Source organism: Kitasatospora sp. NPDC088346, from assembly GCF_044740765.1.
In the GTDB taxonomy this organism is placed as follows: Bacteria; Actinomycetota; Actinomycetes; order Streptomycetales; family Streptomycetaceae; genus Kitasatospora.
The window spans coordinates 57,012-81,314 of record NZ_JBIURH010000006.1 but is presented as its reverse complement, the minus strand read 5'-3'; the positions used below and the strand labels follow the sequence as shown (position 1 = coordinate 81,314).

Annotated in this window: 18 protein-coding genes and 1 riboswitch; of the genes, 5 read left to right on the top strand and 13 right to left on the bottom strand. The window is 73.4% G+C overall.

Annotation, left to right across the window (positions count from 1 at the left end):
• Positions 1–24: 24 nt before the first annotated feature.
• Positions 25–1,551, bottom strand: coding sequence for a cobyric acid synthase (locus ACIOFR_RS11210; protein ID WP_400994916.1), 1,527 nt, complete (start codon positions 1,549–1,551; stop codon positions 25–27).
• Positions 1,552–1,762: 211 nt separating this feature from the next.
• On the bottom strand, positions 1,763–2,728 hold the full coding sequence (locus ACIOFR_RS11205) for a cobalamin biosynthesis protein (RefSeq protein WP_400994914.1): 966 nt from the start codon (positions 2,726–2,728) through the stop codon (positions 1,763–1,765).
• Positions 2,729–2,819: 91 nt separating this feature from the next.
• Positions 2,820–2,933: riboswitch (cobalamin riboswitch) on the bottom strand.
• Positions 2,934–3,287: 354 nt separating this feature from the next.
• Here ACIOFR_RS11205 and ACIOFR_RS11200 point away from each other — a divergent pair.
• The 3 genes from ACIOFR_RS11200 (at position 3,288) to ACIOFR_RS11190 (ending at position 6,872) form a co-directional block, all read left to right on the top strand.
• On the top strand, positions 3,288–3,977 hold the full coding sequence (locus ACIOFR_RS11200; protein ID WP_400994911.1) for a helix-turn-helix domain-containing protein: 690 nt from the start codon (positions 3,288–3,290) through the stop codon (positions 3,975–3,977).
• Positions 3,978–4,096: 119 nt separating this feature from the next.
• Positions 4,097–5,200, top strand: coding sequence for an alpha/beta hydrolase (locus ACIOFR_RS11195; RefSeq protein ID WP_400994909.1), 1,104 nt, complete (start codon positions 4,097–4,099; stop codon positions 5,198–5,200).
• Positions 5,201–5,366: 166 nt separating this feature from the next.
• On the top strand, positions 5,367–6,872 hold the full coding sequence (locus ACIOFR_RS11190; protein WP_400994907.1) for a hypothetical protein: 1,506 nt from the start codon (positions 5,367–5,369) through the stop codon (positions 6,870–6,872).
• 136 nt (positions 6,873–7,008) lie between these two features.
• On the opposite strand, the gene ACIOFR_RS11185 is transcribed toward ACIOFR_RS11190, so the two are convergent.
• The 11 genes from ACIOFR_RS11185 to ACIOFR_RS11135 all read right to left on the bottom strand — a co-directional run bounded on the left by ACIOFR_RS11185 (position 7,009) and on the right by ACIOFR_RS11135 (position 21,486).
• Complete coding sequence (locus ACIOFR_RS11185) at positions 7,009–7,890, bottom strand: phosphatidylcholine/phosphatidylserine synthase (protein ID WP_371500017.1); 882 nt, start codon at positions 7,888–7,890, stop codon at positions 7,009–7,011.
• Positions 7,877–8,569 (bottom strand): phosphatidylserine decarboxylase, encoded by a 693-nt coding sequence (locus ACIOFR_RS11180; RefSeq protein ID WP_400994904.1) that lies wholly within the window; start codon positions 8,567–8,569, stop codon positions 7,877–7,879. Before ACIOFR_RS11180 ends, ACIOFR_RS11185 begins: the two co-directional genes overlap by 14 nt.
• 598 nt (positions 8,570–9,167) lie before the next feature.
• Complete coding sequence (locus ACIOFR_RS11175) at positions 9,168–10,370, bottom strand: acyl-CoA dehydrogenase family protein (RefSeq protein WP_400994901.1); 1,203 nt, start codon at positions 10,368–10,370, stop codon at positions 9,168–9,170.
• Between the two features lie 179 nt (positions 10,371–10,549).
• Positions 10,550–11,053: a MaoC family dehydratase gene (locus ACIOFR_RS11170; protein ID WP_396311781.1), complete on the bottom strand. Its 504-nt coding sequence runs from the start codon at positions 11,051–11,053 to the stop codon at positions 10,550–10,552.
• Between the two features lie 32 nt (positions 11,054–11,085).
• Positions 11,086–12,048, bottom strand: coding sequence for an HpcH/HpaI aldolase/citrate lyase family protein (locus tag ACIOFR_RS11165; protein ID WP_400994898.1), 963 nt, complete (start codon positions 12,046–12,048; stop codon positions 11,086–11,088).
• 21 nt (positions 12,049–12,069) lie between these two features.
• Positions 12,070–14,094 carry a protein meaA gene (locus ACIOFR_RS11160; RefSeq protein WP_400994895.1) on the bottom strand — a complete coding sequence of 675 codons (2,025 nt, stop codon included), beginning with the start codon at positions 14,092–14,094 and terminating at the stop codon, positions 12,070–12,072.
• An 8-nt stretch (positions 14,095–14,102) separates the two neighbouring features.
• Complete coding sequence (ccrA, locus tag ACIOFR_RS11155; protein ID WP_400994892.1) at positions 14,103–15,440, bottom strand: crotonyl-CoA carboxylase/reductase; 1,338 nt, start codon at positions 15,438–15,440, stop codon at positions 14,103–14,105.
• Positions 15,441–15,819: 379 nt separating this feature from the next.
• Positions 15,820–16,710 (bottom strand): TetR family transcriptional regulator, encoded by an 891-nt coding sequence (locus ACIOFR_RS11150; RefSeq protein WP_400994889.1) that lies wholly within the window; start codon positions 16,708–16,710, stop codon positions 15,820–15,822.
• A 215-nt stretch (positions 16,711–16,925) separates the two neighbouring features.
• The gene (locus ACIOFR_RS11145; RefSeq protein WP_400994887.1) at positions 16,926–18,704 is read right to left on the bottom strand and encodes a 3-hydroxyacyl-CoA dehydrogenase family protein; all 1,779 of its coding nucleotides are present in this window, start codon (positions 18,702–18,704) and stop codon (positions 16,926–16,928) included.
• A 493-nt stretch (positions 18,705–19,197) separates the two neighbouring features.
• Positions 19,198–20,688, bottom strand: coding sequence for an MFS transporter (locus ACIOFR_RS11140; protein WP_400994885.1), 1,491 nt, complete (start codon positions 20,686–20,688; stop codon positions 19,198–19,200).
• Between the two features lie 159 nt (positions 20,689–20,847).
• A complete protein-coding gene (locus ACIOFR_RS11135; protein WP_400994882.1) occupies positions 20,848–21,486 on the bottom strand; it encodes a TetR/AcrR family transcriptional regulator in 639 nt (212 codons plus the stop codon).
• 238 nt (positions 21,487–21,724) lie between these two features.
• On the opposite strand from ACIOFR_RS11135, the gene ACIOFR_RS11130 reads away from it, so the two are divergent.
• Together ACIOFR_RS11130 and ACIOFR_RS11125 are read left to right on the top strand one after the other, a co-directional pair.
• A complete protein-coding gene (locus ACIOFR_RS11130; protein ID WP_400994880.1) occupies positions 21,725–23,044 on the top strand; it encodes a glutamine synthetase in 1,320 nt (439 codons plus the stop codon).
• A 4-nt stretch (positions 23,045–23,048) separates the two neighbouring features.
• Entirely contained in the window at positions 23,049–24,176 is a 1,128-nt protein-coding gene (locus ACIOFR_RS11125) for an amidohydrolase family protein (RefSeq protein WP_400994877.1), read from the top strand.
• Positions 24,177–24,303: the final 127 nt, after the last annotated feature.

Genomic DNA, 24,303 nt, shown 5'->3' with positions numbered 1-24,303 from the left:
TCACGGTGCCCCGGCGGGACGCCCTCACGGTGCCCCCGGCGGGACGAACGGCAGCGAGCCCGCGGCGGGCACCCCGCCCTCGATCAGCTTCCACAGCGCGTCGGTGTCGGCGTGCTCCTCGATCAGGTCTCCCAGCCGGTCCAGCCGCTCCTCGCGGGCGGCGGCGAACGAGGTGTCGGGCGCGGGGACGAAGGCCCGCCCCGCGAGGGCCGCCACGTCGCGCAGCAGCGCCCGGCGGAAGCCGTCGTTCTCCAGTACCCCGTGCCAGGTGGTGCCCCACACCGCGCCGACCCGGCAGCCGTCCAGGCCGCGCCCGGCGCCGTCGGAGACGAACGGTTCTCCCCCCTCCACGTCCACCACCCCGTGGTGGATCTCGTACCCCTCGACCCGCTCCCCGTACGCCTCGCCGACCGGCCGGGCCAGTACCTTCTCGGTGCCGAACACCACCCGGGTGGGCAGCAGACCGAGCGCGTCGACGGCGCCCGCCCTCGACTCCACCTCGTCGACGATCTCCCGGGCCAGCATCTGGTAGCCGCCGCAGACCCCCAGCACCGGCCGCCCGGCGGCCGCCCGGGCCCGCAGCGGAGCCTCCAGGCCGCGCTCGCGCAGCCAGGCCAGGTCGGCGACGGTCGCCCGGGTGCCGGGCAGCACCACCAGGTCCGCGTCGGCCAGTTCCTCCGGCCGGGTGGCCCAGCGGACCAGCACGCCCGGCTCCTGGGCCAGCGCGTCCAGGTCGGTGAAGTTCGACAGCCGCGGGAAGCGCACCACGGCGATCCGCAGGACGTCCGCACCGACCGGGCCGCTCACCGCGCCCCCCTCCACCACGGTGGTGAGGTCGAGCGAGTCCTCCGCGTCCAGCCACAGCCCGGCCAGCATCGGCAACGTGCCCAGCACCGGACGGCCGGTCAGCCGGTGCAGCATGTCGAGCCCCGGCGCGAGCAGCCGCGCGTCACCGCGGAACTTGTTGACGAACCAGCCGGCCACGTGTCGTTGGTCCTCGGCCGAGAGCAGCGCCAGCGTCCCGTACATCGCCGCGAACACCCCGCCGCGGTCGATGTCGCCGACCACCACGGTGGGCAGGCCGGCGGCCGTCGCCAGGCCCATGTTGGCGATGTCCCGGTCCCGCAGGTTGATCTCCGCAGGCGACCCGGCCCCCTCGCAGACCACCACGTCGTACCGGCCGCGCAGGTCCGCCAGGCACTCCAGCGCCCGCTCCAGCAGGACGGGCTTGCGCTCCCGGTAGTCCAGCGCCCCTACCTCGGCGACCGCCCGGCCGAGCAGCACCACCTGGCTGCGGCCGTTGGCGCCCGGCTTGAGCAGCACCGGATTCATCGCCGCCTCGGGCGCCACCCGGGCCGCGGCGGCCTGCATCGCCTGCGCCCGGCCGATCTCGGCGCCGTCCGCGGTGACGAAGGAGTTCAGCGACATGTTCTGCGCCTTGAACGGCGCGACCCGCACCCCCTGCCGGGCCAGCCAGCGGCAGATGCCCGCCGTGACCACGCTCTTGCCCGCGTCGGACGTCGTCCCGGCCACCAACAGCGCGTTGCTCATGTCTGCCTCCCTCTCCTGCGGTGTGTCTGCGCGACCCGGCCCCGGCCGGTGGGGGTGCCCTTGCGGGCCGGGTCGGTTCGGGGGTGCGGGGAGCTGTGCGGTGCGGCGGTGTTTCTTCCGGTGTCGCGCAGTTCCTCGCGCCCCTGGGGGTTGGTCGTTCGTGTCCGGTTGCCCCGGTGCGGTCGGGCGTCGGCCGTGCGGGCCGGGGGCTTCACGGGGTGGTCCGGGGGCGGCGGGTGAGGGTCCAGGCCGTGCGGGCGGCCACGGTGGCGACCAGCGCGAGGGTGCCCACGCGGCGTGAGAGCACGCAGGCCCGTTCGATGTCGTCGGCGGTGACCGGCCGCAGTTCGGCGCCCAGGACCGGCCGGTGCTCGACGCGTTCGCCGTAGTGCAGGGTGCCGCCCAGCCGGACGCCGAGGGCGCCGGCGAAGGCGGATTCGGCCTGGCCCGCGTTGGGGCTGGGGTGGGCGGAGCCGTCGCGCCGCCAGATCCGCCAGGCGCGGGCGGGCTCGGGGGAGGCGGTGACGGTCAGCAGGGCGGTCAGCCGGGCGCCGGGCCAGCCGGCCACGTCGTCGAGCCGGGCGGAGGCCCAGCCGAAGCGGCGGTATCGGGCCGAGCGGTGGCCGACCATGGCGTCCAGGGTGTTCACGGCCCGGAAGGCGAGCAGCCCGGGGGTGCCGGCCAGGGCGCCCCAGGTCAGGGCGTTCACCACGGCGTCGGCGGTGTTCTCGGCGACCGACTCGACCACGGCGCGGGCCAGCTGCGGGCCGTCCAGGGCGCTCGGGTCGCGGCCGCACAGGTGCGGCAGCCGGTCCCGGGCGGCGGTGAGGTCGCCGGCCCGGAGCGAGCCGCCGATGGTCCGGGCCTCGCGGGTGAGCGAGGTGCCGCCGAGGACGGTCCAGGTGGCGGCGGCGGTCAGTGCGGCCCGGCCGGCGGGGGAGCGGCCGAGGGCGCGTTCGGCCAGGACGGCGGCGGCCGCGACGCCGCCGACGCAGGCGGCGGTGTAGGCGGCCCCGACGGCCCGGTGGTCGCGCCAGACGGCGCGTTCCAGGCGGCCGGCGGCCGAGCCGAACAGGGCGACGGGGTGGCCGCGGCGGGGGTCGCCGTACCGGGTGTCGGCCAGGTAGCCGGCGACGGCGCCGAGCAGCGGGGGGAGGGCCGGGCTCAGGCGGCGCACGGCGCAGCGAGCGGGGCTCGGTCGGGGGCAGCCGGCATGGCGTGCGTGTCCTCACTCAGGGTCCGCGCCCTGGATCGACGAACGGCGGCGAGAGTCTCCTGGCTTCCGGGTCGGACGCACTCCCGGGCCGCCGCGCAGGCGGCCGGCCGAGTGTGCTCCCCGGTGACAGTGGCGGGACCGCGCCGGACTCGCACCGGCTTCCTCTCCTTGCCTCCGTATGGCGCAAGGATCCCATCACGGGGCTCGTCCGGGAGTCAACCAGCCCGGCGGAGGGCTTGATCACACGTCATCACCGCAGCTCACCGCTGGCCCGGCGGCAGTTCGGGGGCCCGCCGGGGGGGGCGTCCGGGGCCGGGGCGACGGGCCCGGGCGGGAGCGGGCGGGCCCAACTGCGCGGGTGGCCCGCGCCGGTGACGGGGCGCCGTCACTACGTCCGAGTGGCCCGGGCTCTGCGGAGCCCCGGGCTGGACGATCACCCAGTCCGTTGTCCGGGCCTCCAACCGGGCTTCGTGCGTTCGGCGGCTACAGGCGCCGCCGCCCCGCGCATAGCTTCTGTCCCATGCGACGAAGACAGCCCGTCCCCGCCCCGGTGCCCTTCTCCCCGGCGGCCGCCCGGGCCCACCGGGCCGGTCTCGGCCTGACGCCGGAACAGGTGGTCGAGGGCATGGCCGCGCACGGGGTGCGGCTGCTGCCCGCCCATGTGATCGGCTGGGAGACCGGCGGGATCCGGCCGTCGGAGGAGGAGTTCATCGCCCTGTCGCGGGCGCTGTGGTGCCCGCCCGCCCAGCTGATGGCCGCCCGCCCGGCCAGCCTGCGTGACTTTCGGCTGGCCCGGGAGCTCAGCCAGGAGCAGGCGGCCCGCCGGATCGGCGTCCCGGCGCAGACGTACGAGCGGGCCGAGGTCTCCGGGCGGTGGACCGGCGACGAGGAGCAGACCCGCGCGCTGGCGCACGTGCTGGGCCTGGGGCTGCGCAGCCTGGTGCTGGTCACCCACCGCCGGGAGGAGCTGGACCAGCTGCTGCGGCGGGTGGTCCAGGGGCGGTGGCAGGGCCAGCTGAAGGCGGTCGCCCGGCTGGTGCCCGTCGACCGGGAGCTGCTCGCGGAGGTCCTGGCGGAGCTCCAGGGCGAGTACCGGGTGCCGATGCACTGGGGCGCCGGCACCGCGGCCGCCGAGGAGGCGCCGCGCGGGCCGCTCGCCGAGCGGTTCTGGGAGCTGCTGGCGGCCCGGCCGACCGAGATCCCGGTCTGACGCGCCGCGACCCCCGCCGCGGCCCCTCGAACGGACGCGTCCGGTGGCTGCGTCCGCGCCCGGACGGTGGACTGGTACGGCACCGAGTTCGGTCCGCGACCAGTACACCGGGAGCAGCTATGCGTTGGGGAACCGCCGCCGTCGTGGCCGCCGCCGCCGTCGGGACCGGAGCCGTGGTGCTGCTGGTCGGCCGGCGGGCCGCCGACCGGCTGCACATGGCCGGCCCGGAGCTCGGCCCCGGCGGTTCGCTGCGGGTGCACCGGCTGGCTCCCGGCCTGGTCACCCTGACCCGCACGCCCGACTCGCTCCGCCCGGGCCGGTACGCGCTGGAGTGGGGGGACAACGGCCACGCGGTGGTCGGCGAGCCGGTCGCGGCGGACGCGCAGAGCGTCACCCGCAGGCTGGAGCGCGCCGAGGCCGGGACGCTCACGACCGGTACCGAGGTCCGGATGACCCCCCGGGTGTACCGGGGGGACCCGCTCGGCGCGCTGGGCGTCGCGTTCGAGGACGCCGAGGTGGCGAGCGACCTCGGGCCGCTCCCGGCCTGGTACGTCCCGGCGGTCCGGGGGACCTGGGTGGTCCTGGTGCACGGGCCGGGTGAGGACCGGTCGCAGGCGCTGCCGGTGCTGCCGCTGCTGAGGTCGCTCCGGCTGCCCACCCTGACCGTCACCTACCGCGGTGACCGGGGAGCCCCGGCGCCCAGCCCGGCCGACGGCCACGGGCGGTTCGGCGAGGCCGAGTGGGTGGACGTCGAGGCGGCGGTCCGCACCGCGCTGGCCTCCGGGGCGGGCAAGGTGGTGCTGTACGGCTGGTCGCTCGGCGCCAACCTCGCGCTGCGAACGGCGGTCCGCTCGGACTGGCGCGGGTCGATCAGCGGGCTGGTGCTGGACTCCCCGGTACCCGACCCGCCGGCCGCACCCGGCCGGTCGGGGGTGCCGGCCCGGCTCGCCGCGATGGGCGCCTCCGTCCGCGGCCGTTCCGGACCGGACCTGGCCGATTCCCCCCGCCTCGCGGACGGCGAGGACCTCCGGCTGCCGGTGCTGCTGATGTACAGCCCGGACGACCCGGTGGCCCCGCCGCGGGCCGCCGAGCGGCTGGCGGAGGAGGCCGAGAACCTGGTGAGCCTGCACTCCGTGCCGCAGGCGGGGCACGCGGCGCTGTGGAACGCCGATCCGGACGGCTACCTGGAGAGCCTGCGGCGCTTTCTGACCCCGCTGCTTTGAGCCGGATCGGCCACGGATCGTTGTCGTGTACCCGGCGTCAATGGGGTCCACTCGGCCCGGTTTGCGGGTCCTTGCCCGAATCCGGGACCGTCCCCGGCCCGCCGGCCGGAAAGACGCGCCGCACCCGATGTGACAGAACGCCCGTACAAGGGGAAGACTGCACGGCGTGACGTCTCGGAACCCGCGCGACCGTGATGCCCCGCTCCCGCCGACGATCCGTACCGGTGCGACGGTGACCCGTCTGCCCGGCACGGCCCGCCGAGCCGACAGCGCACCCCAGGGCAGCCCCGCCGCAGCCCGCCGCCGTACCCCCCAGCCCAAGCCCGGGCGTGGCAGGGTACCCGTACCCGACGGCTTCCCCGCCCCCGCCGAGCTGGCACCGCTCGCCCGGCGGATGCTCGCCGACGCGGTCCGGGTCGCCCGCTGGGCCGGCGAGCTGGGTGAGGTCGACAAGCGCGGGGAACTGCTGCCCGACGACGCGCGGGCGGCCGGGCAGGCCCTCGCCATGACCGTCGCGGCCGCCGCCAAGGCCTGGGGCCAGGCGCTCCAGATCGGCCTGGTCGAGCTCCGGGATGGCGGTGCGGGCCCCGGCTGGCGGCTGCACGCCTGGGAGCACGACGACGAGGCCGTGGTCCGCGGCTGGTCGGCGCTGTTCGACGCCTGGACGCTGCTCGCCCCCGTGCCGCCCGCCGCCATGCGCGGCGTCTTCGCGGTGCTCGCCGGGCAGGCCGTCGACCAGGCGCCCCAGCTGCTGTCCTTCCTGCACCTGGTGGACGGGCCGGTCCCCGACAGCGAGCTGCTGGAGCTGCTGCGGCGCGGCCTCGACGAGCGCCGGGTCGGCGTGGCCGTCGGCGCCGGACCGCTCTCGCCCGTCCCGCACGCGGCCTCCGCCGTCTCGGCCGTCCGCGGCACCTGCCGGGAGCCGCAGATCGACACCCTGCCGGCCTCCGGCGACGTCGCCGCCGTCCTGGACTGGATGCTGGACGGCTTGGCCGCCGTCGGGGCGCTGACCCGCCACGACGAGGCGGCCGACCTCTCCCCGCTGGGCCACTGGGCGGTCCGCGCCAAGCTGGAGGAGATCTGCACGGTGGCGCAGACCGCCGCCGGGCACATCGAGCAGAGCGCCCCCGAGCTGCTCAGCGCCTGCGCCGACTACTCACCGGGCCCGGCCCGCGCCGAGTACCGCGCCTGGGTGGCCGCCCGCCCGGCCGACCGCGCCGTCGCCGAGCTGATGGACGCCGCCCGCGGCGAGGACGCGCTGGTGCGCGGCCTGGCCTTCGAGGCGCTCCGGGTGGCCGGCCGGACGGCCGAGGCGGCCGTCCGCGAGGCCGTCGAGGAGGCCGTGCTGCGCCCCTACGCGCTGCTCTGGCTGGCCGAGCAGCTGGACGAGGGGGGTGTCTCCCCGGCCGACGTCCTGGGCGCGGAGGACGCCGCCTGGCTCTGGGTGGACACGGCGGCCGCCGTGCTCGACCACGGGGAGACCGAGCTGCTGGTCGGGCACGTCGAGGGCGCGTCGGCCGGGGAGCCGGTGCGGCTGTTCAACCGGGCGCGGCAGTCGGGGCACCCCAGGGCGGCCTCGGTGCTCACGGCGGTGGCCGGGGTGCACCCGGACCCGGCGGTGGCCCGGGCGGCCCGCAGGTCGGCCTTCAGCGTCCACCGCGGCGGCGCGTAGCGGCGCGGGCCGCACCGGCCGCACCGCGGTACGACGACGCGGTACGACGAGCGGGTACGACGACGAGGTACGACGAAGGGCCCGGATCCTGGTGGATCCGGGCCCTTCGCGTGGTACGACCGTGCCGCGACCGGGGTCAGCAGCCCCGGGACTCGGCGCGGCGGGCGCGCACGTCGCCGACCTTCTGGCCCACCTTGCGGCGGATGACCAGCAGCGGCGCCATCGCGGCCAGCGCGATCTGGGCGACCGCACCGATGTGCATCAGCGTGTCGCCGCCGGGCAGGCCGGCCGCCCAGGAGGCCAGGCAGCCGATGCTGACGACGATCCAGGCCAGCGTGGCGGTGGCCAGCAGGCCCTGCGGCTTCGGGTACTCGATCCGGCTCACCATCAGGTAGGCCACACCGAAGATCATCAGCAGGCCCGGCACGAACGGCGGGTCCAGCAGGACGATCGCGATCACGGTCATCGCGCCCATCGGGCAGGGCATGCCCTGGAAGATCCCCGGCCGCATCTTGACGGTCGAGAACCTGGCCAGCCGCAGCACCACCGAGAGCAGCACGGTCAGCGCGATGAACGCCGAGAGCTGCTGGTTGCTGTCGGGCGAGACGATGCCCCAGACCGCGACGAAGTACGCCGGCGCGATGCCGAAGCTGATCAGGTCGGCGAGGTTGTCCAGCTCCGCGCCCAGCGCCGAGGAGCGCAGCTTGCGGGCCACCAGGCCGTCGAACAGGTCGCACATGGCACCGATCAGCAGCAGCGTCACGGCCGTCGCCGCGCTGTGCTTGTCCGGCGTGTTGGACTCGCCGGTGAGGTGCGGCATCAGGACCCCGGTGGTGATCGAGTAGATCGCCAGGAAGCCGCAGACGGCGTTCCCCAGGGTCAGGAAGTCGGCGGTGGACAGGTGCTGCGGCGAGCGCGGGGCCCGCAGCTCGCGGTCGCGCGCCCAGCGGCGGCGGCGCAGGTCGGTCTCCGCGTCGTCGTCGAGTCCGACGAGGGTCTCAGGATCAGTCACGGTCAAGGCGCGTCACCCCGGCAGTGGTCTTCTGGCCGACCTCGACACCGACCTCGATGCCGGCCGGCAGGTAGGTGTCGACGCGGGAGCCGAAGCGGATCAGACCGACCCGCTCGCCCTGCTCGACCTTGGTACCGGCGTCGACGTAGGGCACGATGCGACGGGCCACGGCGCCCGCGATCTGCACCATCTCGATGTCGCCGAGCTCGGTGTCGAAGTGCCACACGACGCGCTCGTTGCGGTCGCTGTCCTTGTTGAACGCCGGGACGAAGCCGCCGGCGACGTGCTCCACGGACGTCACGGTGCCGGGCAGCGGCGCGCGGTTGACGTGCACGTTGAGCGGGCTCATGAAGATCGCGACCCGGGTCCGGCCGTCCGGCCAGGCGTCGATGGACTGCACGACGCCGTCGGCCGGCGAGATCACTCTGCCGACGCCGATCTCACGCTCGGGGTCGCGGAAGAACCACAGCATGCCGGCGCTGAGCGCACAGGCAGGGACGGCCGCCAGGGCCCACTTGCCGTTGCGCTTGGTGAGAGCGCTCGTGACGGCGGCGGTGGCCAGCGTGGGGACGAACCACGGCGTGGCTCCGCGCGCGATGGTCACGCGGGGTCGCGGGCCGGCCGCCGGGGCGACGAGGGCATCGCGGTCCTGGGCGGAGGTGTGAGGGGACGGGCTGATGGGCATCGAAGACCTTTGTCGCGGGCCCCGAGGGACAGAGCATGGCCGCTGGACGGGGGCCACCGCGGGGTTCGGGTGATATGGGGACGGCTGCTGTCCCGGTGGATGCTATCGGGACCAGACGGTAGGTGGGCAAGCCGCCTGCTCGTGGAACTCTCCAGTGCGGTACCCAGGTGTGCGTGCTATGTGTACGACCGTAGCTCGGCCCGGTCCCGTTCCCCAAGGCTCCGGACGGATCGGGTGATCCATGTCTCACGCCGGAGCGGGCCCGGCGGGCGGCCCGGGCGGGGCTCCGGCGGGGCCGGAGCGGCGTCGGGGGCCACACCGGAGCCGGGGGCCGAACGGTGGTGGAGGGGGCCACAGGGAGGCCACGGGGGCGCTCGGAGGGCGCTTGAGGGGCACTGGAGGGGCGCTCGGGCGCGTCGGCGCGGCGTGAAGGGGCGGCCGTAGGGCGCGTACGGCAAGAACGCGCCCTACGGCCGCCTCAGGGCGCCGCACGGCCGCCGGGGCCGACCAAGCCCGCGGCGGGTGCGGCGCGGCCGGGGGCGGGCCCGCACGCCCGCGCCCGGCCGGGCGGATGGTCTCGTCGGGGAGACCGGCCGGCTCAGTCGGCGAGCCGGTACTCCTCCAGCAGGCGGCGTCCCACGATCATCTTCTGGATCTCCGCCGTACCTTCACCGATCAGCAGCATCGGAGCCTCGCGGTACAGCCGCTCGATCTCGTACTCCTTGGAGAAGCCGTAGCCGCCGTGGATCCGGAAGGAGTCCTCGACGACCTCCTTGCAGTACTCGGAGGCGAGGTACTTGGCCATGCCGGCCTCCAGGTCGTTCCGCTCGCCGCTGTCCTTCTTGCGGGCGGCCATCACCATCATCTGGTGCGCGGCCTCGACCTTGGTGGCCATCTCGGCCAGCTTGAACTGGATCGCCTGGTGCTCGGAGATCTTCTTGCCGAAGGTGGAGCGCTGCTGGGCGTACTGGATGCCCAGCTCGAAGGCGCGCCGGGCGACGCCGCAGCCGCGGGCGGCCACGTTGACGCGGCCGACCTCGACGCCGTCCATCATCTGGTAGAAGCCCTTGCCGGGAACGCCGCCGAGGATCCGGTCGGCGGGGATCCGGACGTCCTGGAGCACCAGCTCGGTGGTGTCGACGCCCTTGTAGCCCATCTTCTCGATCTTGCCGGGCACGGTGAGGCCCGGGACGGTCTCGTTCGGCCCGAACCCGGGCGTCTTCTCGATCAGGAAGGTGGTCATGTTCTTGTACGGCGTCGAGCCGCCCTCGTCGGTCTTGCACAGCACCGCGACGAGGGTGGAGGTGCCGCCGTTGGTCAGCCACATCTTCTGGCCGTTGAGGACGTAGAAATCGCCGTCCTTGACGCCCTTGGTGGAGATCGCCGCGACGTCGGAGCCGAGGCCCGGCTCGGACATCGAGAAGGCGCCGCGGATCTCGCCGGCCGCCATCCGGGGCAGGAAGTACTCCTTCTGCTCCTGGGTGCCGTGCGCGTTGATCATGTGGGCGACGATGAAGTGCGTGTTGACGATGCCGGAGACCGACATCCAGCCGCGGGCGATCTCCTCGACCACCAGGGCGTAGGTCAGCAGGGACTCGCCGAGACCGCCGAACTCCTCCGGGATGGTCAGGCCGAAGAGGCCGAGCTGCTTCATCCCTTCGACGATCGCGGCCGGGTACTCGTCCTTGTGCTCCAGCTCGGTCGCGACCGGGATGATCTCCTTGTCGACAAAGTCCCGCACGGTGGCGAGGATGTCCCGCTGGATCTCGGTGAGGCCGTCGGTCTGTGCGAGGCGTCCCATCGTGCGGCTCCGTCTCTGGGAAATGCGCTGAGGGTGGGGGAAAAGGGTGTTGCCGGGGGCCCGGCCGGCGTGGCTGCGGCAGCCGGGCCCCCGTACCGGTGTGGGATCGGCCGATGACGGCGGCCTGCCCAGCCGGGGTCCTGGGGTGGTGCGGGGAACTGCTGGCGTGGTCCGGGGACCTAGGAGAGGGGCTCCGGCCGGCCGGGCTGCTCGCCGCCGCGGGCCTTGATGTACGTCTCCGTCGGCACCATCACCTTGCGGCGGAAGATGCAGACCACCGTGCCGTCCTGCTTGTAGCCCTTGGTCTCGACGTAGACGATGCCGCGGTCGTCCTTGGACTTGGACGGCCACTTGTCGAGCACCACGGTCTCGCCGTAGATGGTGTCGCCGTGGAAGGTCGGCGCGATGTGGCGCAGCGACTCGATCTCCAGGTTGGCGATCGCCTTGCCGGAGACGTCCGGGACGGACATGCCGAGCAGCAGGGAGTAGATGTAGTTGCCCACCACGACGTTCTTGCCGAAGTCCGTCGTCTTCTCCGCATAGTTCGTGTCCATGTGGAGGGGGTGGTGGTTCATGGTCAGCAGACAGAAGAGGTGGTCGTCGTACTCGGTGACCGTCTTGCCGGGCCAGTGCTTGTAGACCGCGCCGACCTCGAACTCCTCGTAGGTGCGTCCGAACTGCATGATTCAGATTCCTTTGGAGAGGTGGGGAGCGGTCAGGCCTGCGGGGGCTCGAACTTGCTGGTGCGCTCGAAGCCCGCGGCCCGGCCCTTGCCGGCGATGACCAGGGCCATCTTGCGGCTGGCCTCGTCGATCATCTCGTCGCCGAGCATCGCGGAGCCCTTGGCGCCACCGGCCTCCGAGGTGCACCAGTCGTAGGCGTCCAGGATCAGCTCGGCGTGGTCGTAGTCCTCCTGCGAGGGCGAGAAGATCTCGTTGGCGGCGGCGACCTGGTCGGGGTGCAGCACCCACTTGCCGTCGAAGCCGAGCGCGGCGGCGCGGCCGGCCACCTCGCGGTAGCCCTCCGCGTTGCGGATCTGCAGGTAGGGGCCGTCGATCGCCTGGAGGTCGTGGGTGCGGGCCGCCATCAGGATGCGCATCAGGATGTAGTGGTAGGCGTCGGCCGGGTAGCCGGGGGGCTGCTGGCCGACCACCAGGGTCTTCATGTTGATCGAGGCCATGAAGTCGGCCGGGCCGAAGATGATGGTCTCCAGCCGGGGCGAGGAGGCGGCGATCTCGTCGACGTTGACCAGGCCCTTGGCGTTCTCGATCTGCGCCTCGATGCCGATCTTGCCGACCTCGAAGCCCATGGTCTTCTCGATCTGGGTGAGCAGCAGGTCGAGCGCCTTGACCTGGGTGGCGTCCTGGACCTTGGGCAGCATGATGCAGTCCAGGTTCGGTCCGGCGCCCTCGACCACGGTGATGACGTCGCGGTACGTCCAGTGGGTGGTCCAGTCGTTGACGCGGACGACCTTGGTCTTGTTGCCCCAGTCGCCGTTGTTCAGGGCGTCGACGATGTTGTGCCGGGCGCTCTCCTTGACCAGTGGGGCGCAGGCGTCCTCCAGGTCGAGGAAGACCTGGTCGGCCGGCAGGCCCTGGGCCTTCTCCAGGAAGCGCGGGTTGCTGCCGGGTACGGCCAGGCAGGAACGGCGGGGCCGGAGGCGGTTGACGGTGGTCATGAGGGGGTTGGTCCTTCCCGGTCAGCTGGTCGCAGCGGTGGCGGCGGCCCAGGGCTGAAGCCTGTTGGCCAGCCGGATCTCGTCCACGATCCGGCCGATGATGGTGGTGATGCCGAAGTCCTTGGGGGTGAAGACCGCGGCGACACCGGCGGCCTTGAGGGTCTCGGCGTCCGCTGCGGGGATGATGCCACCCACGATCACTGGCACATCCTCCACCCCGGCCCGGCGCAGACGGTGCAGGACGTCCGGAACCAGCTCGGGGTGGGCGCCGGAGAGGATGGACAGGCCCACGCAGTGGACGTCCTCGGCGACGGCGGCGGAGACGATCTGCTCGGGCGTCAGCCGGATCCCCTGGTAGACCACCTCGAAGCCGGCGTCCCGGGCGCGGACCGCGATCTGCTCGGCGCCGTTGGAGTGGCCGTCCAGGCCGGGCTTGCCGACCAGCAGGCGCAGCTTCCCGGTGCCGAGCTCGGCCGCGGTGGCGGCGACCGCCTCGCGGACGGCGGCGAGCTCGCCGCCGGGCTCGGCGGCGACGGCCACCGGCGCGCCGCCGACCCCGGTGGGGGCGCGGTACTCGCCGAAGACCTCGCGCAGGGCGAAGGACCACTCGCCGGTGGTGACCCCGGCGCGGGCGCAGGCCAGCGTGGCGGGCATCAGGTTGTCGGTGGTGGCGGCGGTGGCCTTGAGCTCGGCCAGTGCCGTCTGGGCGGCCGCCTCGTCCCGGCCCTCGCGCCAGTCCAGCAGAGCGGTGAGCACCGACTGCTCGGACGCCGGGTCGACGACCATGATGGCCGCGTCGAGGTCGGCGGTGAGCGGGTTCTCCTCCGTGGTGTCGAAGCAGTTGACCCCGACGATCTTGTCCTCGCCGGCCTCGATCCGGGCCCGCCGGTCGGCGTGCGAGGCCACCAGGTTGGACTTGAGGTAGCCGGACTCGACGGCCGGGATCACCCCGCCCATCTCCAGCACCTTGGCGATCTCGGCCTCGGCGCCGGACAGCAGCTCGGTGGTCTTGGCCTCGATCACCTCGGAGCCGTTGAAGATGTCGCCGTACTCCAGCAGGTCGGACTCGTACGCCAGCACCTGCTGGATCCGCAGCGACCACTGCTGGTCCCAGGGCCGGGGCAGGCCGAGCGCCTCGTTCCACGCCGGCAGCTGGACGGCGCGGGCGCGGGCGTCCTTGGAGAGGGTGACGGCGAGCATCTCCAGCACGATCCGCTGGACGTTGTTCTCCGGCTGCGCCTCGGTCAGGCCGAGCGAGTTGACCTGGACGCCGTACCGGAAGCGGCGCTGCTTGGCGTCCTCGATGCCGTACCGCTCCCGGGTGACCTTCTCCCAGAGCCGGTTGAAGGCCCGCATCTTGCACATCTCCTCGATGAAGCGGACGCCCGCGTTCACGAAGAAGGAGATCCGGGCGACCACCTCGCCCATCCGCTCGGCCGGCACCTGGCCGGAGTCGCGGACGGCGTCCAGCACCGCGATCGCCGTGCACATCGAGTACGCGATCTCCTGGACCGGGGTGGCCCCGGCCTCCTGGAGGTGGTAGCTGCAGATGTTGATCGGGTTCCACTTGGGGATGTGGGCGACCGTGTAGGCGATCATGTCGGTGATCAGCCGGACCGACGGGCCGGGCGGGAAGACGTGCGTCCCGCGCGACAGGTACTCCTTGACGATGTCGTTCTGGGTGGTGCCGGTGAGCCGGGCGATGTCGGCGCCCTGCTCCTCGGCGACCACCTGGTAGAGCGCCAGCATCCACATCGCGGTGGCGTTGATCGTCATCGAGGTGTTGGTCTGTTCGAGCGGGATGCCGTCGAACAGCGTCCGCATGTCCCCGACGTGGCCGACCGGGACGCCGACCCGGCCGACCTCGCCGCGGGCGAGGATGTGGTCAGAGTCGTACCCGGTCTGGGTGGGCAGGTCGAATGCGACCGAGAGGCCGGTCTGGCCCTTGGCGAGGTTCCGCCGGTAGAGCGCGTTGGAGTCGCTCGCGGTGGAGTGACCGGCGTAGGTGCGCATCAGCCAGGGCCGGTCACGCTTCTGAGTGCTCATCGGAGGTCCTAGATGTCGCGGAAGCGGTTGATGGCCGGCAGGTGCTTCTCGCGCAGCTCGGCGTCGCGCACGCCCAGGCCCTCGGACGGGGACAGGCAGAGCACGCCGACCTTGCCCTGGTGCTTGTTCTGGTGGACGTCGAGCGCGGCCTGACCGGTCTGGTCGAGCGAGTAGACCTTCGACAGGGTCGGGTGGATCTTGCCCTTGGCGACCAGCCGGTTGGCCTCCCAGGCCTCGCGGTAGTTGGCGAAGTGCGAGCCGACGATCTTCTTCAGCGACATCCACAGGTAGCGGTTGTCGTACTGGTGCATGTAGCCGGAGGTGGAGGCGCAGGTGACGATGGTGCCGCCCTTGCGGGTGACGTAGACCGAGGCGCCGAAGGTCTCGCGGCCCGGGTGCTCGAAGACGATGTCGACGTCCTCGCCGCCGGTCAGCTCGCGGATCCGGCCGCCCAGGCGCTTCCACTCGCGCGGGTCCTGGGTGTTCTCGTCCTTCCAGAACCGGTAGCCCTCGGCGCTGCGGTCGATGATCGCCTCGGCGCCCATGGCTCGGCAGATCTCGGCCTTCTGGTCGTTGGAGACCACGCAGATCGGGGTGGCGCCGCCGGCCAGCGCGTACTGGGTGGCGTACGAGCCGAGGCCGCCGCTGGCGCCCCAGATCAGCACGTTGTCGCCCTGCTTCATGCCGGCGCCGTTCTGGCTGACCAGCTGGCGGTAGGCGGTGGAGTTGACCAGGCCCGGGGAGGCGGCCTCCTCCCAGGTGAGGTGGGCGGGCTTGGGCATCAGCTGGTTGGTCTTCACCAGCGCGATCTGGGCCAGGCCGCCGAAGTTGGTCTCGAAGCCCCAGATGCGCTGCTCCGGGTCCATCATCGTGTCGTTGTGGCCGTCGGAGCTCTCCAGCTCGACCGACAGGCAGTGCGCGACGACCTCGTCGCCCGGCTTCCAGGCGTTGACGCCCGCGCCGGTGCGCAGCACCACGCCCGCGAGGTCGGAGCCGAGCACGTGGTACGGCAGGTCGTGGCGCTTGGTGAGCGGGGACAGCCGGCCGTAGCGCTCCAGGAAGCCGAAGGTGGAGACCGGCTCGTAGATCGAGGACCACACGGTGTTGTAGTTCACCGCGCTGGCCATCACGGCGACGAGGGCCTCGCCCGGGCCGAGCTCGGGCAGCGCGACCTCGTCGAGGTGCAGGGACTTACGGGGGTCCTTGTCGCGGCTGTCGAGGCCGGCGAACATCTGCTCCTCGTCCTTGTGGAGCGTCACGGCGCGGTAGGAGTCCGGGAGCTTGAGCGCGGCGAAGTCCGCCGCGGTGCTGTCGGAGCTGAGGATCGCGTCGAGGATTTCCTGCATGGCTGCCTCCGAAGGCGTACCTGTGTTTGAGGGCGCACAGGGCGTCTGGGGGAGCCGGGAGCGGACACCGGCTTCGCTGAGGGTCTGGGTGGTTCTGCGGTGCGACTGATGGGTGGGTCGCCGAGGTGGTGCTGGTACGGCCGCCCCCAGCGGTGCGGGGACGCCCGGACACGGCGCGCCGAGGTGGGGAGCCGCGGCGCCGCGACCGGTGGGTAACAAAGTAGTGGCACCCTGTGCCACTCGTAAAGACACCGGGTGTCACCAGTTCGAGTGAACCCGATGACAGTTCGATAACCGGGGGCCCGGCATGGCGAAGGCCCGCCCGGAAAACTCCCGGGCGGGCCTTCGAATCTGCTGTGACCTGCGTGAATCGCCTGCGTTAACCAGCCTGGGAGCCGGCCAGGGCCGCCCTGATGGAATCGACCACCAGGTCCAGCGGGGCGTCGGTGCGGGCCACTGTGATGAGCACCTCACCTCCCGGGCTGGCGCTGAGTGCGCTCACCGCGGCGGCCTCCATCGGTGACAGCGGGTCACTTGTGGCACCCGGTGCCACAGCCGTGCCGCGCCGCCGGGCCCCGCTCGGCGGGGTCGGCCAGAACGTCCCGCGGATCACGTCGAAGGAGTGGTCCAGCTGCGACTCCACGTCCCCGTGCCCGCCGGCCCGCAGCCAGCGTCTGAGCACGTGGTTGTGGGCCGCGACCACCGCCGCCGCCGACACCTCGGCCAGCATCGAGTCGTCGTCCCCGCCCCGCTGCCAGCTCGGCGGGGTCTCCTCCGCCGCGTCGAAGCGTCCGAGCAGGTACCGGGTGAACAGCCGCTCGTAGCGGGCCACCACCGCGATCTCCCGCTCGCGCAGCGCCGGCACCTGCCGGATCAGCTGGTACCGGGCCACGGACACCGCCGGGGTGGAGGCGTACATCCGGAGCACCTCCTTGATGCCCCGGCACACCACGTCCAGCGGGTGTTCCTCCGAGTCCGCGCTGGCCAGCAGGTCGGCCACCCGGACCAGGGTGTCGTCGTGGTCCGGGAAGATCGCCTCCTCCTTGGAGCGGAAGTAGCGGAAGAACGTCCGGCGGGCCACCCCGGCGGCGGCGGCGATCTGGTCGACCGTCGTCTCCTCGTACCCCTGGGTGGCGAACAGCTCCATGGCGGCGGTCGCCAGGTCCTGGCGCATCTGCTGACGCTGGGCCGCGGCCCGCCGTCCGCCCGCGCCCGATTCCACTGCGGGCCGTGCGACGTCCTGTTCCGAGGGTGACTGATCCCGATCCATGGCCGGAACGCTACACGCACCGGGAGCGGCTGCCGCCGGCTTCGTCCTGCGCACCGGAACCGCCGCCGTGCCCGCCGCGGGCCGCGGCCACCGGCCGCCCGCGGAGGTCCCCGCGGGCAGCGCGCCCCAGGCCGGCCCGGCCTGCCGCCGGGGACCGCCCGGCAGCACCCCGGGCACCCCGGCCGGAACCCCGCCGGGCCCGCCCGCCCGGCCGGTCACCGGCGGGCGTGGTCGCGGAACCCGCGACCGCTCTTGCGGCCCAGGCAGCCGGCCGCCACCAGGTGCTCCAGCAGCGGCGCGGCCGCCAGCCCCGGCTCGCGGAACTCCTGGTGCAGCACCTGCTCGATGGTCAGCGACACGTCCAGCCCGACCACGTCCAGCAGCTCGAACGGGCCCATCGGGTAGCCGCAGCCCAGCTTCATCGCGGTGTCGATGTCGTCCACCGTCGCGTAGTGCTCCTGCAGCATCCGCACCGCGTCGTTCAGGTACGGGAAGAGCAGCGCGTTGACGATGAAGCCGGCCCGGTCGCCGCACTCCACCGCGTGCTTGCGGGCCCTGCCGCACAGCTCCAGCACCGTCGCGGTGACGTCCTCGGCGGTCAGCACCGTGGAGACCACCTCGACCAGCTTCATGGCCGGCGCGGGGTTGAAGAAGTGCATGCCGATCACGTCCTGCGGCCGCGAGGTCGCGGTCGCGCAGCTGATCACCGGCAGGCTGGAGGTGGTGGTGGCGAGCACCGCACCCGGCTTGCAGATCTTGTCGAGGGTGGCGAACAGCTCCCGCTTGATCTCCAGGTCCTCCGCCACGGCCTCGACCACCAGGTCGACCTCGGCCAGGTCGGCGTACTGCCCGGTGGCGGTGGTCAGCGCCAGCGCCGCGTCCCGCTGCTCGGCGGTCAGCCGGCCCTTGGCCACCGAGCGCTCCAGCGACTTCGCCAGCTGGGCCTTGGCCCGGTCCGCCTTCTCCTGGCTGCGCGCGGCCAGCAGCACCGGGAAGCCGGCCTTGGCCAGCACCTCGACGATGCCGGTCGCCATCGTGCCCGAGCCGCAGACGCCGATGCTGCGCACCTCGCGGCCCGCGACCCGGCCCGCCCGGCCCGCCCCGACGGACTCGGCGACCACCTTGGACGACCCGGGGGCCTCGTAGGTGTAGAAGCCGCGTCCCGACTTGCGGCCGAGCAGCCCGGCCGAGGCCAGCTGGCCGAGGATCGGGGCCGGGGCGTGCAGCCGGTCCCTGGACTGCTCGTACATCGCCTCCAGCACGGTGCGCGCGGTGTCGATGCCGATCAGGTCGAGCAGTGCCAGCGGGCCCATCGGCAGGCCGCAGCCCAGCCGCATCGCGGCGTCGATGTCCTCCCGGGTGGCGTACCGCGACTCGAACATCGCGGCGGCCTGGTTGAGGTAGGCGAACAGCAGGCCGTTCACGATGAAGCCGGCCCGGTCGCCCGCCGCCACCGGCTCCTTGTCCAGCTCGCGGGCCAGGGCGGCGACGTCCTCGGCGGCCTGCGGGGAGGTCAGCACCGTGCGGACCACCTCGACCAGCCGCATCGAGTGCACCGGGTTGAAGAAGTGCACGCCGAGCACCCGCTCCGGGCGGGCCGTGGCGGCGGCGATCCGGGTCACCGACAGCGCGGTGGTACCGGTCGCGAGCACGGTCCCGGGCGGGCAGATCCGGTCCAGATCGGCGAAGATCCGCCGCTTCAGCTCCAGTTGCTCCGGCACCTCCTCGATCACCAGGTCGGCGGCGGCGGCGGCCTCCAGCTCGTGGCCGACCGAGATCAGGGCGAGCAGCGCGCTACGGGCCTCGGGGGTGAACCGCTCGCGCTCGACGGCGTGCGCGGTGGCCTCCTCGATCCGGGCCAGCGCCCGGGCGGCGGCGGCCGCGTCGGCCTCGATGCCGATCACCCGGCGGCCGCTGCGGGCCACCACGACGGCGACACCGGCACCCATGGTGCCGAGGCCGACCACAGCGACAGTGGGGAAGGGACGCTCCATTGTCCGGACTCCTTGTCATGGGCCCGCGCCGCGCTCCCGCACGGCCGGCCGGCTCGTCGTCGAGCGGCGGCGCAGGGTGCGCGGGAGGAGGGTTCGGCGGCGCGGGGGCGGGAGATGACGTTTCGTGGCATGCCGACAGGGACCGGTCCGCTCCGGTCGTGCTGAGGGTGTGCCGAGGTGCTCAGGCGTTCTGAGAGAAGAAGGAAGCGACTCTGAAGGACTGCGCTGAGGAGGCCCTGAGGGCCCGGGAAGCAGAACACCGGGCGGCCGTCGATCACACACGGCCGCAGCCCTGCCGGTGCGGCTCCCGAAGCCCGGCAGTGGTGCGTGCGGTCACTGTATCGGAGTTGCCCCGGGGGAGGAAGGGGGTGGCCGGTGACGACAACCGGCCACCGGGGCCCGCCGGTTGTCGTCCGCCGCGCCGGCGTGCCCCGGACGCACCGCGGCCCGCCCGGTGGGTACCGGGCGGGCCGCAGCGGGGTGGGACGTGGGGTCAGTGCGCCATGACCGGCACGGCGAGCTCGTCCGAGTCGGCGCCGGAGGCCTGGTGGGCGTCCGGACGGCCGGTGTTGATCAGGGTGAAGGCGATGCCGGCGGCCAGCACCAGGATGCCCACCGACCACCAGATGGCGGTGGAGTAGCTGTGCACCATGGCCTGGAGCTTGATCAGCTGCTCCGGACCCTCGTGGTGGGAGGTCAGGTACGCGGTGAAGGCGCTGGTCGCGATGGTGTTCAGCAGGGCGGTGCCGATCGCGCCGCCGACCTGCTGGGAGGTGTTCACCATGGCGGAGGCCACACCGGCGTCCTGCGGCTTCACCCCGTGGGTGGCCATGCTCATCGCCGGCATGAACGCGGTGCCCATGCCGAGGCCCATCAGGATCAGACCGGGCAGCAGCTCCCAGTACGAGGTGGAGATCCCGATCCGGGTGAAGATCAGCATGCCCAGCGCGGCGACCAGGAAGCCGGGCGCCATCAGGTAGCGCGGGGCGACCCGGGTCATCAGGCGGGCGCCGATCTGGGTCGAGCCGGTGATCATGCCCGCCACCATCGGCAGGAAGGCCAGGCCGGTGACGACCGGGGTGTAGCCGAGCACGACCTGCAGGTAGTAGGTCAGGAAGAGGAACAGGCCGAACATGCCGATCACGGCGAGGCCCAGCGACAGGTAGACGCCACCGCGGTTGCGCTCGGTGACGACCCGCAGCGGCAGCAGCGGGGCCTTGACCTTGCTCTCCACCAGGACGAACGCGAGCAGCAGGACGGCGGCGGCGACGAACAGGCCCACGGTGCTGGCGGAGGTCCAGCCGTGCGACTCGGCGCGGGTGAAGCCGTAGACCAGGGAGACCAGGCCGGTGGTGACCAGCAGCACGCCGGGGATGTCCAGGCGGTTGCGGTTCTGGCTGCCGACCGGCTCGCGGATCACCAGCACGGCGCCCGCGACGGCGACCAGGGCGAACGGGATGTTGACGTAGAAGGTCCAGCGCCAGTTCAGGTACTCGGTGAGCAGGCCGCCGAGGATCAGGCCGATGGCACCGCCACCGCCGGCGATCGCGCCGTAGATGCCGAACGCCTTGGCGCGCTCCTTGGCGTCGGTGAACATCACCGCGAGCAGCGACAGCGCGGCCGGGGCGAGCAGCGCGCCGAACACGCCCTGCAGGGCGCGGGCGCCGAGCAGCATGCCGGTGTTGGCGGCCATGCCGCCGATCGCGGAGGCGAGCGCGAAGCCGATCAGGCCGACGGTGAAGGTCCGCTTGCGGCCCCACAGGTCGGCGATCCGGCCGCCGAAGAGCAGCAGGCCGCCGAAGGCCAGCGCGTAGGCGGTGATCACCCACTGCCGGTTGCCGTCGGATATGTGCAGGTCGGCCTGGGCCGAGGGGAGCGCGATGTTCACGACCGTCGCGTCCAGGACGACCATCAGCTGGGCGAGGCCGATGAAGATGAGTGCCTTCCACCGCCGCGGATCGGGCTGCAGGGCTGTTTCGGACATGGGGGTACCCACTTGTGTGCGAGAGAGCGGAAAAGTCAGGGAGGTGGTGCGGGACGGGCGAAAACGGTCGTGCGGGTCGTGCAGGAAGTGCAGGACGTACGGGTCGGGCGGACGGGCAATCTGAGGCGTGCGGGACGGGTGCGGGAGGCGGGGCCGGCGTCAGGCGCGCGGCGTCAGGTCCTCCAGCGTCACGGCGCGGCCGGGCAGGGCGGATCGGGACGGGGCCTGCATGCCGTCCAGGAACAGCTGCAGGTGGCGGTGGACGAACTGGTCGATGTCCAGGCACTTGGTGCCGGGCAGCGGGCGGGTGAGCTGGGTGATGGCGATGACGAAGTCACCGACCCCCACGTCCTCGCGCAGCTGTCCGGAGGCGTGGGCCCGGGCGACCACCTCGGTGGTGGTCTCCTGGAGCCTGGCCTTGGCGTCGGCCATCTCCGGGTCGTTCTTGTCGATGTGGTCGGAGAGCAGCGGGCACAGGGCGCCCATCCGCTCGTCGGCCGAGGCGTGGGCGAAGCGGGTGAGGGCCGCGAAGGCGTCCGGCTCCTCGGCCATGGCGCGCTCGGCGTGCTCCACCACGCGGTCCAGCACCGAGAGCGTCACGTGGTGGATCAGCTCGCGCCGGTCGGCGAAGTTGCGGTAGAGCGTCGCGTTGCCGACACCGGCCCGTCGCGCGATCTCGTCGAAGGGGACGTCGGCGCCGTGCTCGACGAAGGCCTCCCGGGCCGCGTCGATGATCCGGGCCCGGTTGCGACTGGCGTCCGCCCGGAGCTTCGGGGTCGGAGTGTTGGTGGTGATCATCTGGCGCTCCCTTCGACCCCCGTGGCGGATGCTTCCGGGGAATGTCTCCCCGCTTGCTACGACACTAGCGTAAGCGGGGAAAGAGTCCCCGGAAATTTCGGAACCCGATGTGACGTGCGCCACATGAGGTTTGCCGGGGGTGTCGGGGTACCCGGCGCCGGACCGGCGTGTCCGCCGGTCGGGTGAACGGACCGGCCGGCGGTCGGTGCACGGCCGACCCGGACGGCAGCATGGGCGCATGAGCACGCTGCAGCCCCGCGCCGAACGAGCCGCCCGCGCCCGCACCGCCGCCGACCGGCTGGGCGCCGACGGGGTGGACGGGGTGGTGCTCGGCTGGGTCGACAACGCCGGCCTGCACCGGGTGAAGGCCGTCCCGGTCGAGCAGTTGCCGCACGCGGCCGAGTGGGGCGTGGGCGCCGCGCCCTGCTTCGACGCCTTCCTGGTGGACGACTCGATGGCCCCGACCGGCGGACCGGTCGGTGACCTGCGCCTCGTCCCGGACCTCGCCGGCCTCACCGTGCTGGCCGCGCAGCCCGGCTGGGCCTGGGCCCCGGCCGACCGCTACGTCCAGGACGGCGAGCCGCACCCGGGCTGCCAGCGGCTCTTCACCGGCCGGATGGCGGCCGAGGCCGGGCGGCGCGGCCTGGAGGTTCGGGCGGGCTTCGAGACCGAGTGGGTGGTGGTCGACGGCGCCGGGGCCGGTCCCGCGTACGGGATGCGGCGCCTGATCGGGCTGTCCGACTACCTCCGGGACGTCCTGCGGGCCCTGCGGGAGCAGGGGTTGACGGTCCTGCAGATCCACCCGGAGTACGCCGTCGGCCAGTTCGAGGTGTCGACCGCCCCGGCCGGCCCGGTCGAGGCCGCGGACACCGCCCTGCTGGTGCGGCACACCGTGCAGGCCGTCTCGGTGCGGCACGGGCTGGACGCCTCCTTCGCCCCCGCCGTCACCCCGGGCGGCGTCGGAAACGGCGGGCACCTGCACGTCAGTCTCCGACGCGCCGGGCGGAACCTGGGCGGCACCGGCCCCGGCCGGTACGGGCTGACCGCGGAGGGCGAGGCCTTCCTCGCCGGGGTGCTGGCGGAGCTGCCCGCCCTGCTCGCGCTCGGCGCGCCGAGCGTGGCCAGCTACCTGCGCCTGGTGCCCGGGCGCTGGGCGGGCCCCTACCGGTGCTGGGGGCGGGAGAACCGCGAGGCGGCGCTGCGGCTGATCCCCGGTTCCGTGCCGGAGCAGGCCAACGCCGAGGTGAAGTGCTTCGACGCGGCGGCCAACCCGTACCTGGCGGTCGGTGGCGTACTGGCGGCCGGATTCGACGGGATCGACCGCGGGCTGCGGCTGCCGCCCGAGATGTCGGGGGATCCGGCGGACTCCGGCTACGCCGAGCGGCTGCCCGCCGACCTGGCGGAGGCGGCCGCCGCCTTCAAGGCGTCGGACGTGCTGCGGACGGCACTCGGCGAGGAGCTGCACTCGGCGGTGCTGGCCGTCCGGGAGGCCGAGACGGCGCTGTTCGCCGGGTGGCCGGCCGAGGACGTGATCGCGGCGACCCGGCTGCGCTGGTGACCGCGTGCTGATCGACCAGCACTGCCACAGCGTGCTCGCACCGGGCCCCGAGGAGCCGGACGACGCGATGCTCGGCACCCTGCTCACCGAGTCCGACCGCCCGCCCGCGGCGGGCACCGACCCGTTCGCCAGCGCGCTCGGCCTCGCCGTCCGCCGCTGGTGCCCGCCCGCCCTCGGACTGCCGGCCCACGCCGACCCGGCTGCCTACCTGGCCCGGCGGCGCGAGCTGGGGACGGCCGGGGTCACCCGGCGGCTGCTCGCCGCCGCCGGACTGAGCGCCTGCCTGGTGGACACCGGCCTGACCGTCGCGGCCGGCCGCCCGCTGCTCCCGCTCGCCGCCCTCGCCCGGGCCTCGGGCGCCCGGGTGCACGAGGTGGTCCGGCTGGAGACGGTCGCGGCCGGCGTGGTGGCCGAGCCGGCCGACTGGCCGCGGGCGCTGGCCCGGGCGCTCGCCGACGCCTGCGCGGACGCGGTGGCGGTGAAGTCGGTGCTGGCGTACCGGCACGGGCTGGCCGTCCCGGCGGCCCCGCCGGGCCGCGCCGAGGTGGTCCGGGCGGCGGGCGCGTGGCTGGCCGGGCCGCGCGAGCGGCTCACCGATCCCGTCCTGCTGCACCACCTGCTGTGGCAGGCGGTCGACCTGGGGCTGCCGATCCAGCTGCACACCGGCTTCGGCGACCCGGACCTCAGCCTCCACCGCGCCGATCCGGCGCTGCTGGTGGACTTCGTCCGCGCGGTCGAACCCACCGGCGTGCCGCTGGTGTTGCTGCACTGCTACCCGTACCACCGGCAGGCCGCCTGGCTGGCGCACTGCTTCCCCCACGTGCACGTGGACGTCGGTCTCACCCTCTCGTACACCGGTCCGCGGGCCGCCGAGGTGCTCGGCGAGGTGCTCGAACTGGCGCCGTTCGGCAAGGTGTTGTTCTCCTCCGACGCGTACGGCCTGCCCGAGCTGTACCTGGTCGGCGCCGCCCAGTACCGGCACGCGCTGGAGCGGCTGCTGGCCGGTTGGCGGCGCGACGGGGCCTGTACCGCGGCGGACGCCGCCGCGATCGAGGCCGGGCTGTCCGGCGCCAACGCGAGCCGGCTCTACCGGCTGGATTCCGACACCTCAGCTGACAGCCAAGTTACCTGACGTCACATCAGCTGGTCAGGCGTGCCTTTCCCGGGCCGTCGCGGATCGCTCCTGTCGGCACCCTTGCGGAAGCGATCCGATAATCACTACCGTCCCACCCACTTACGTGTTCCTGCCACCAGCGGGG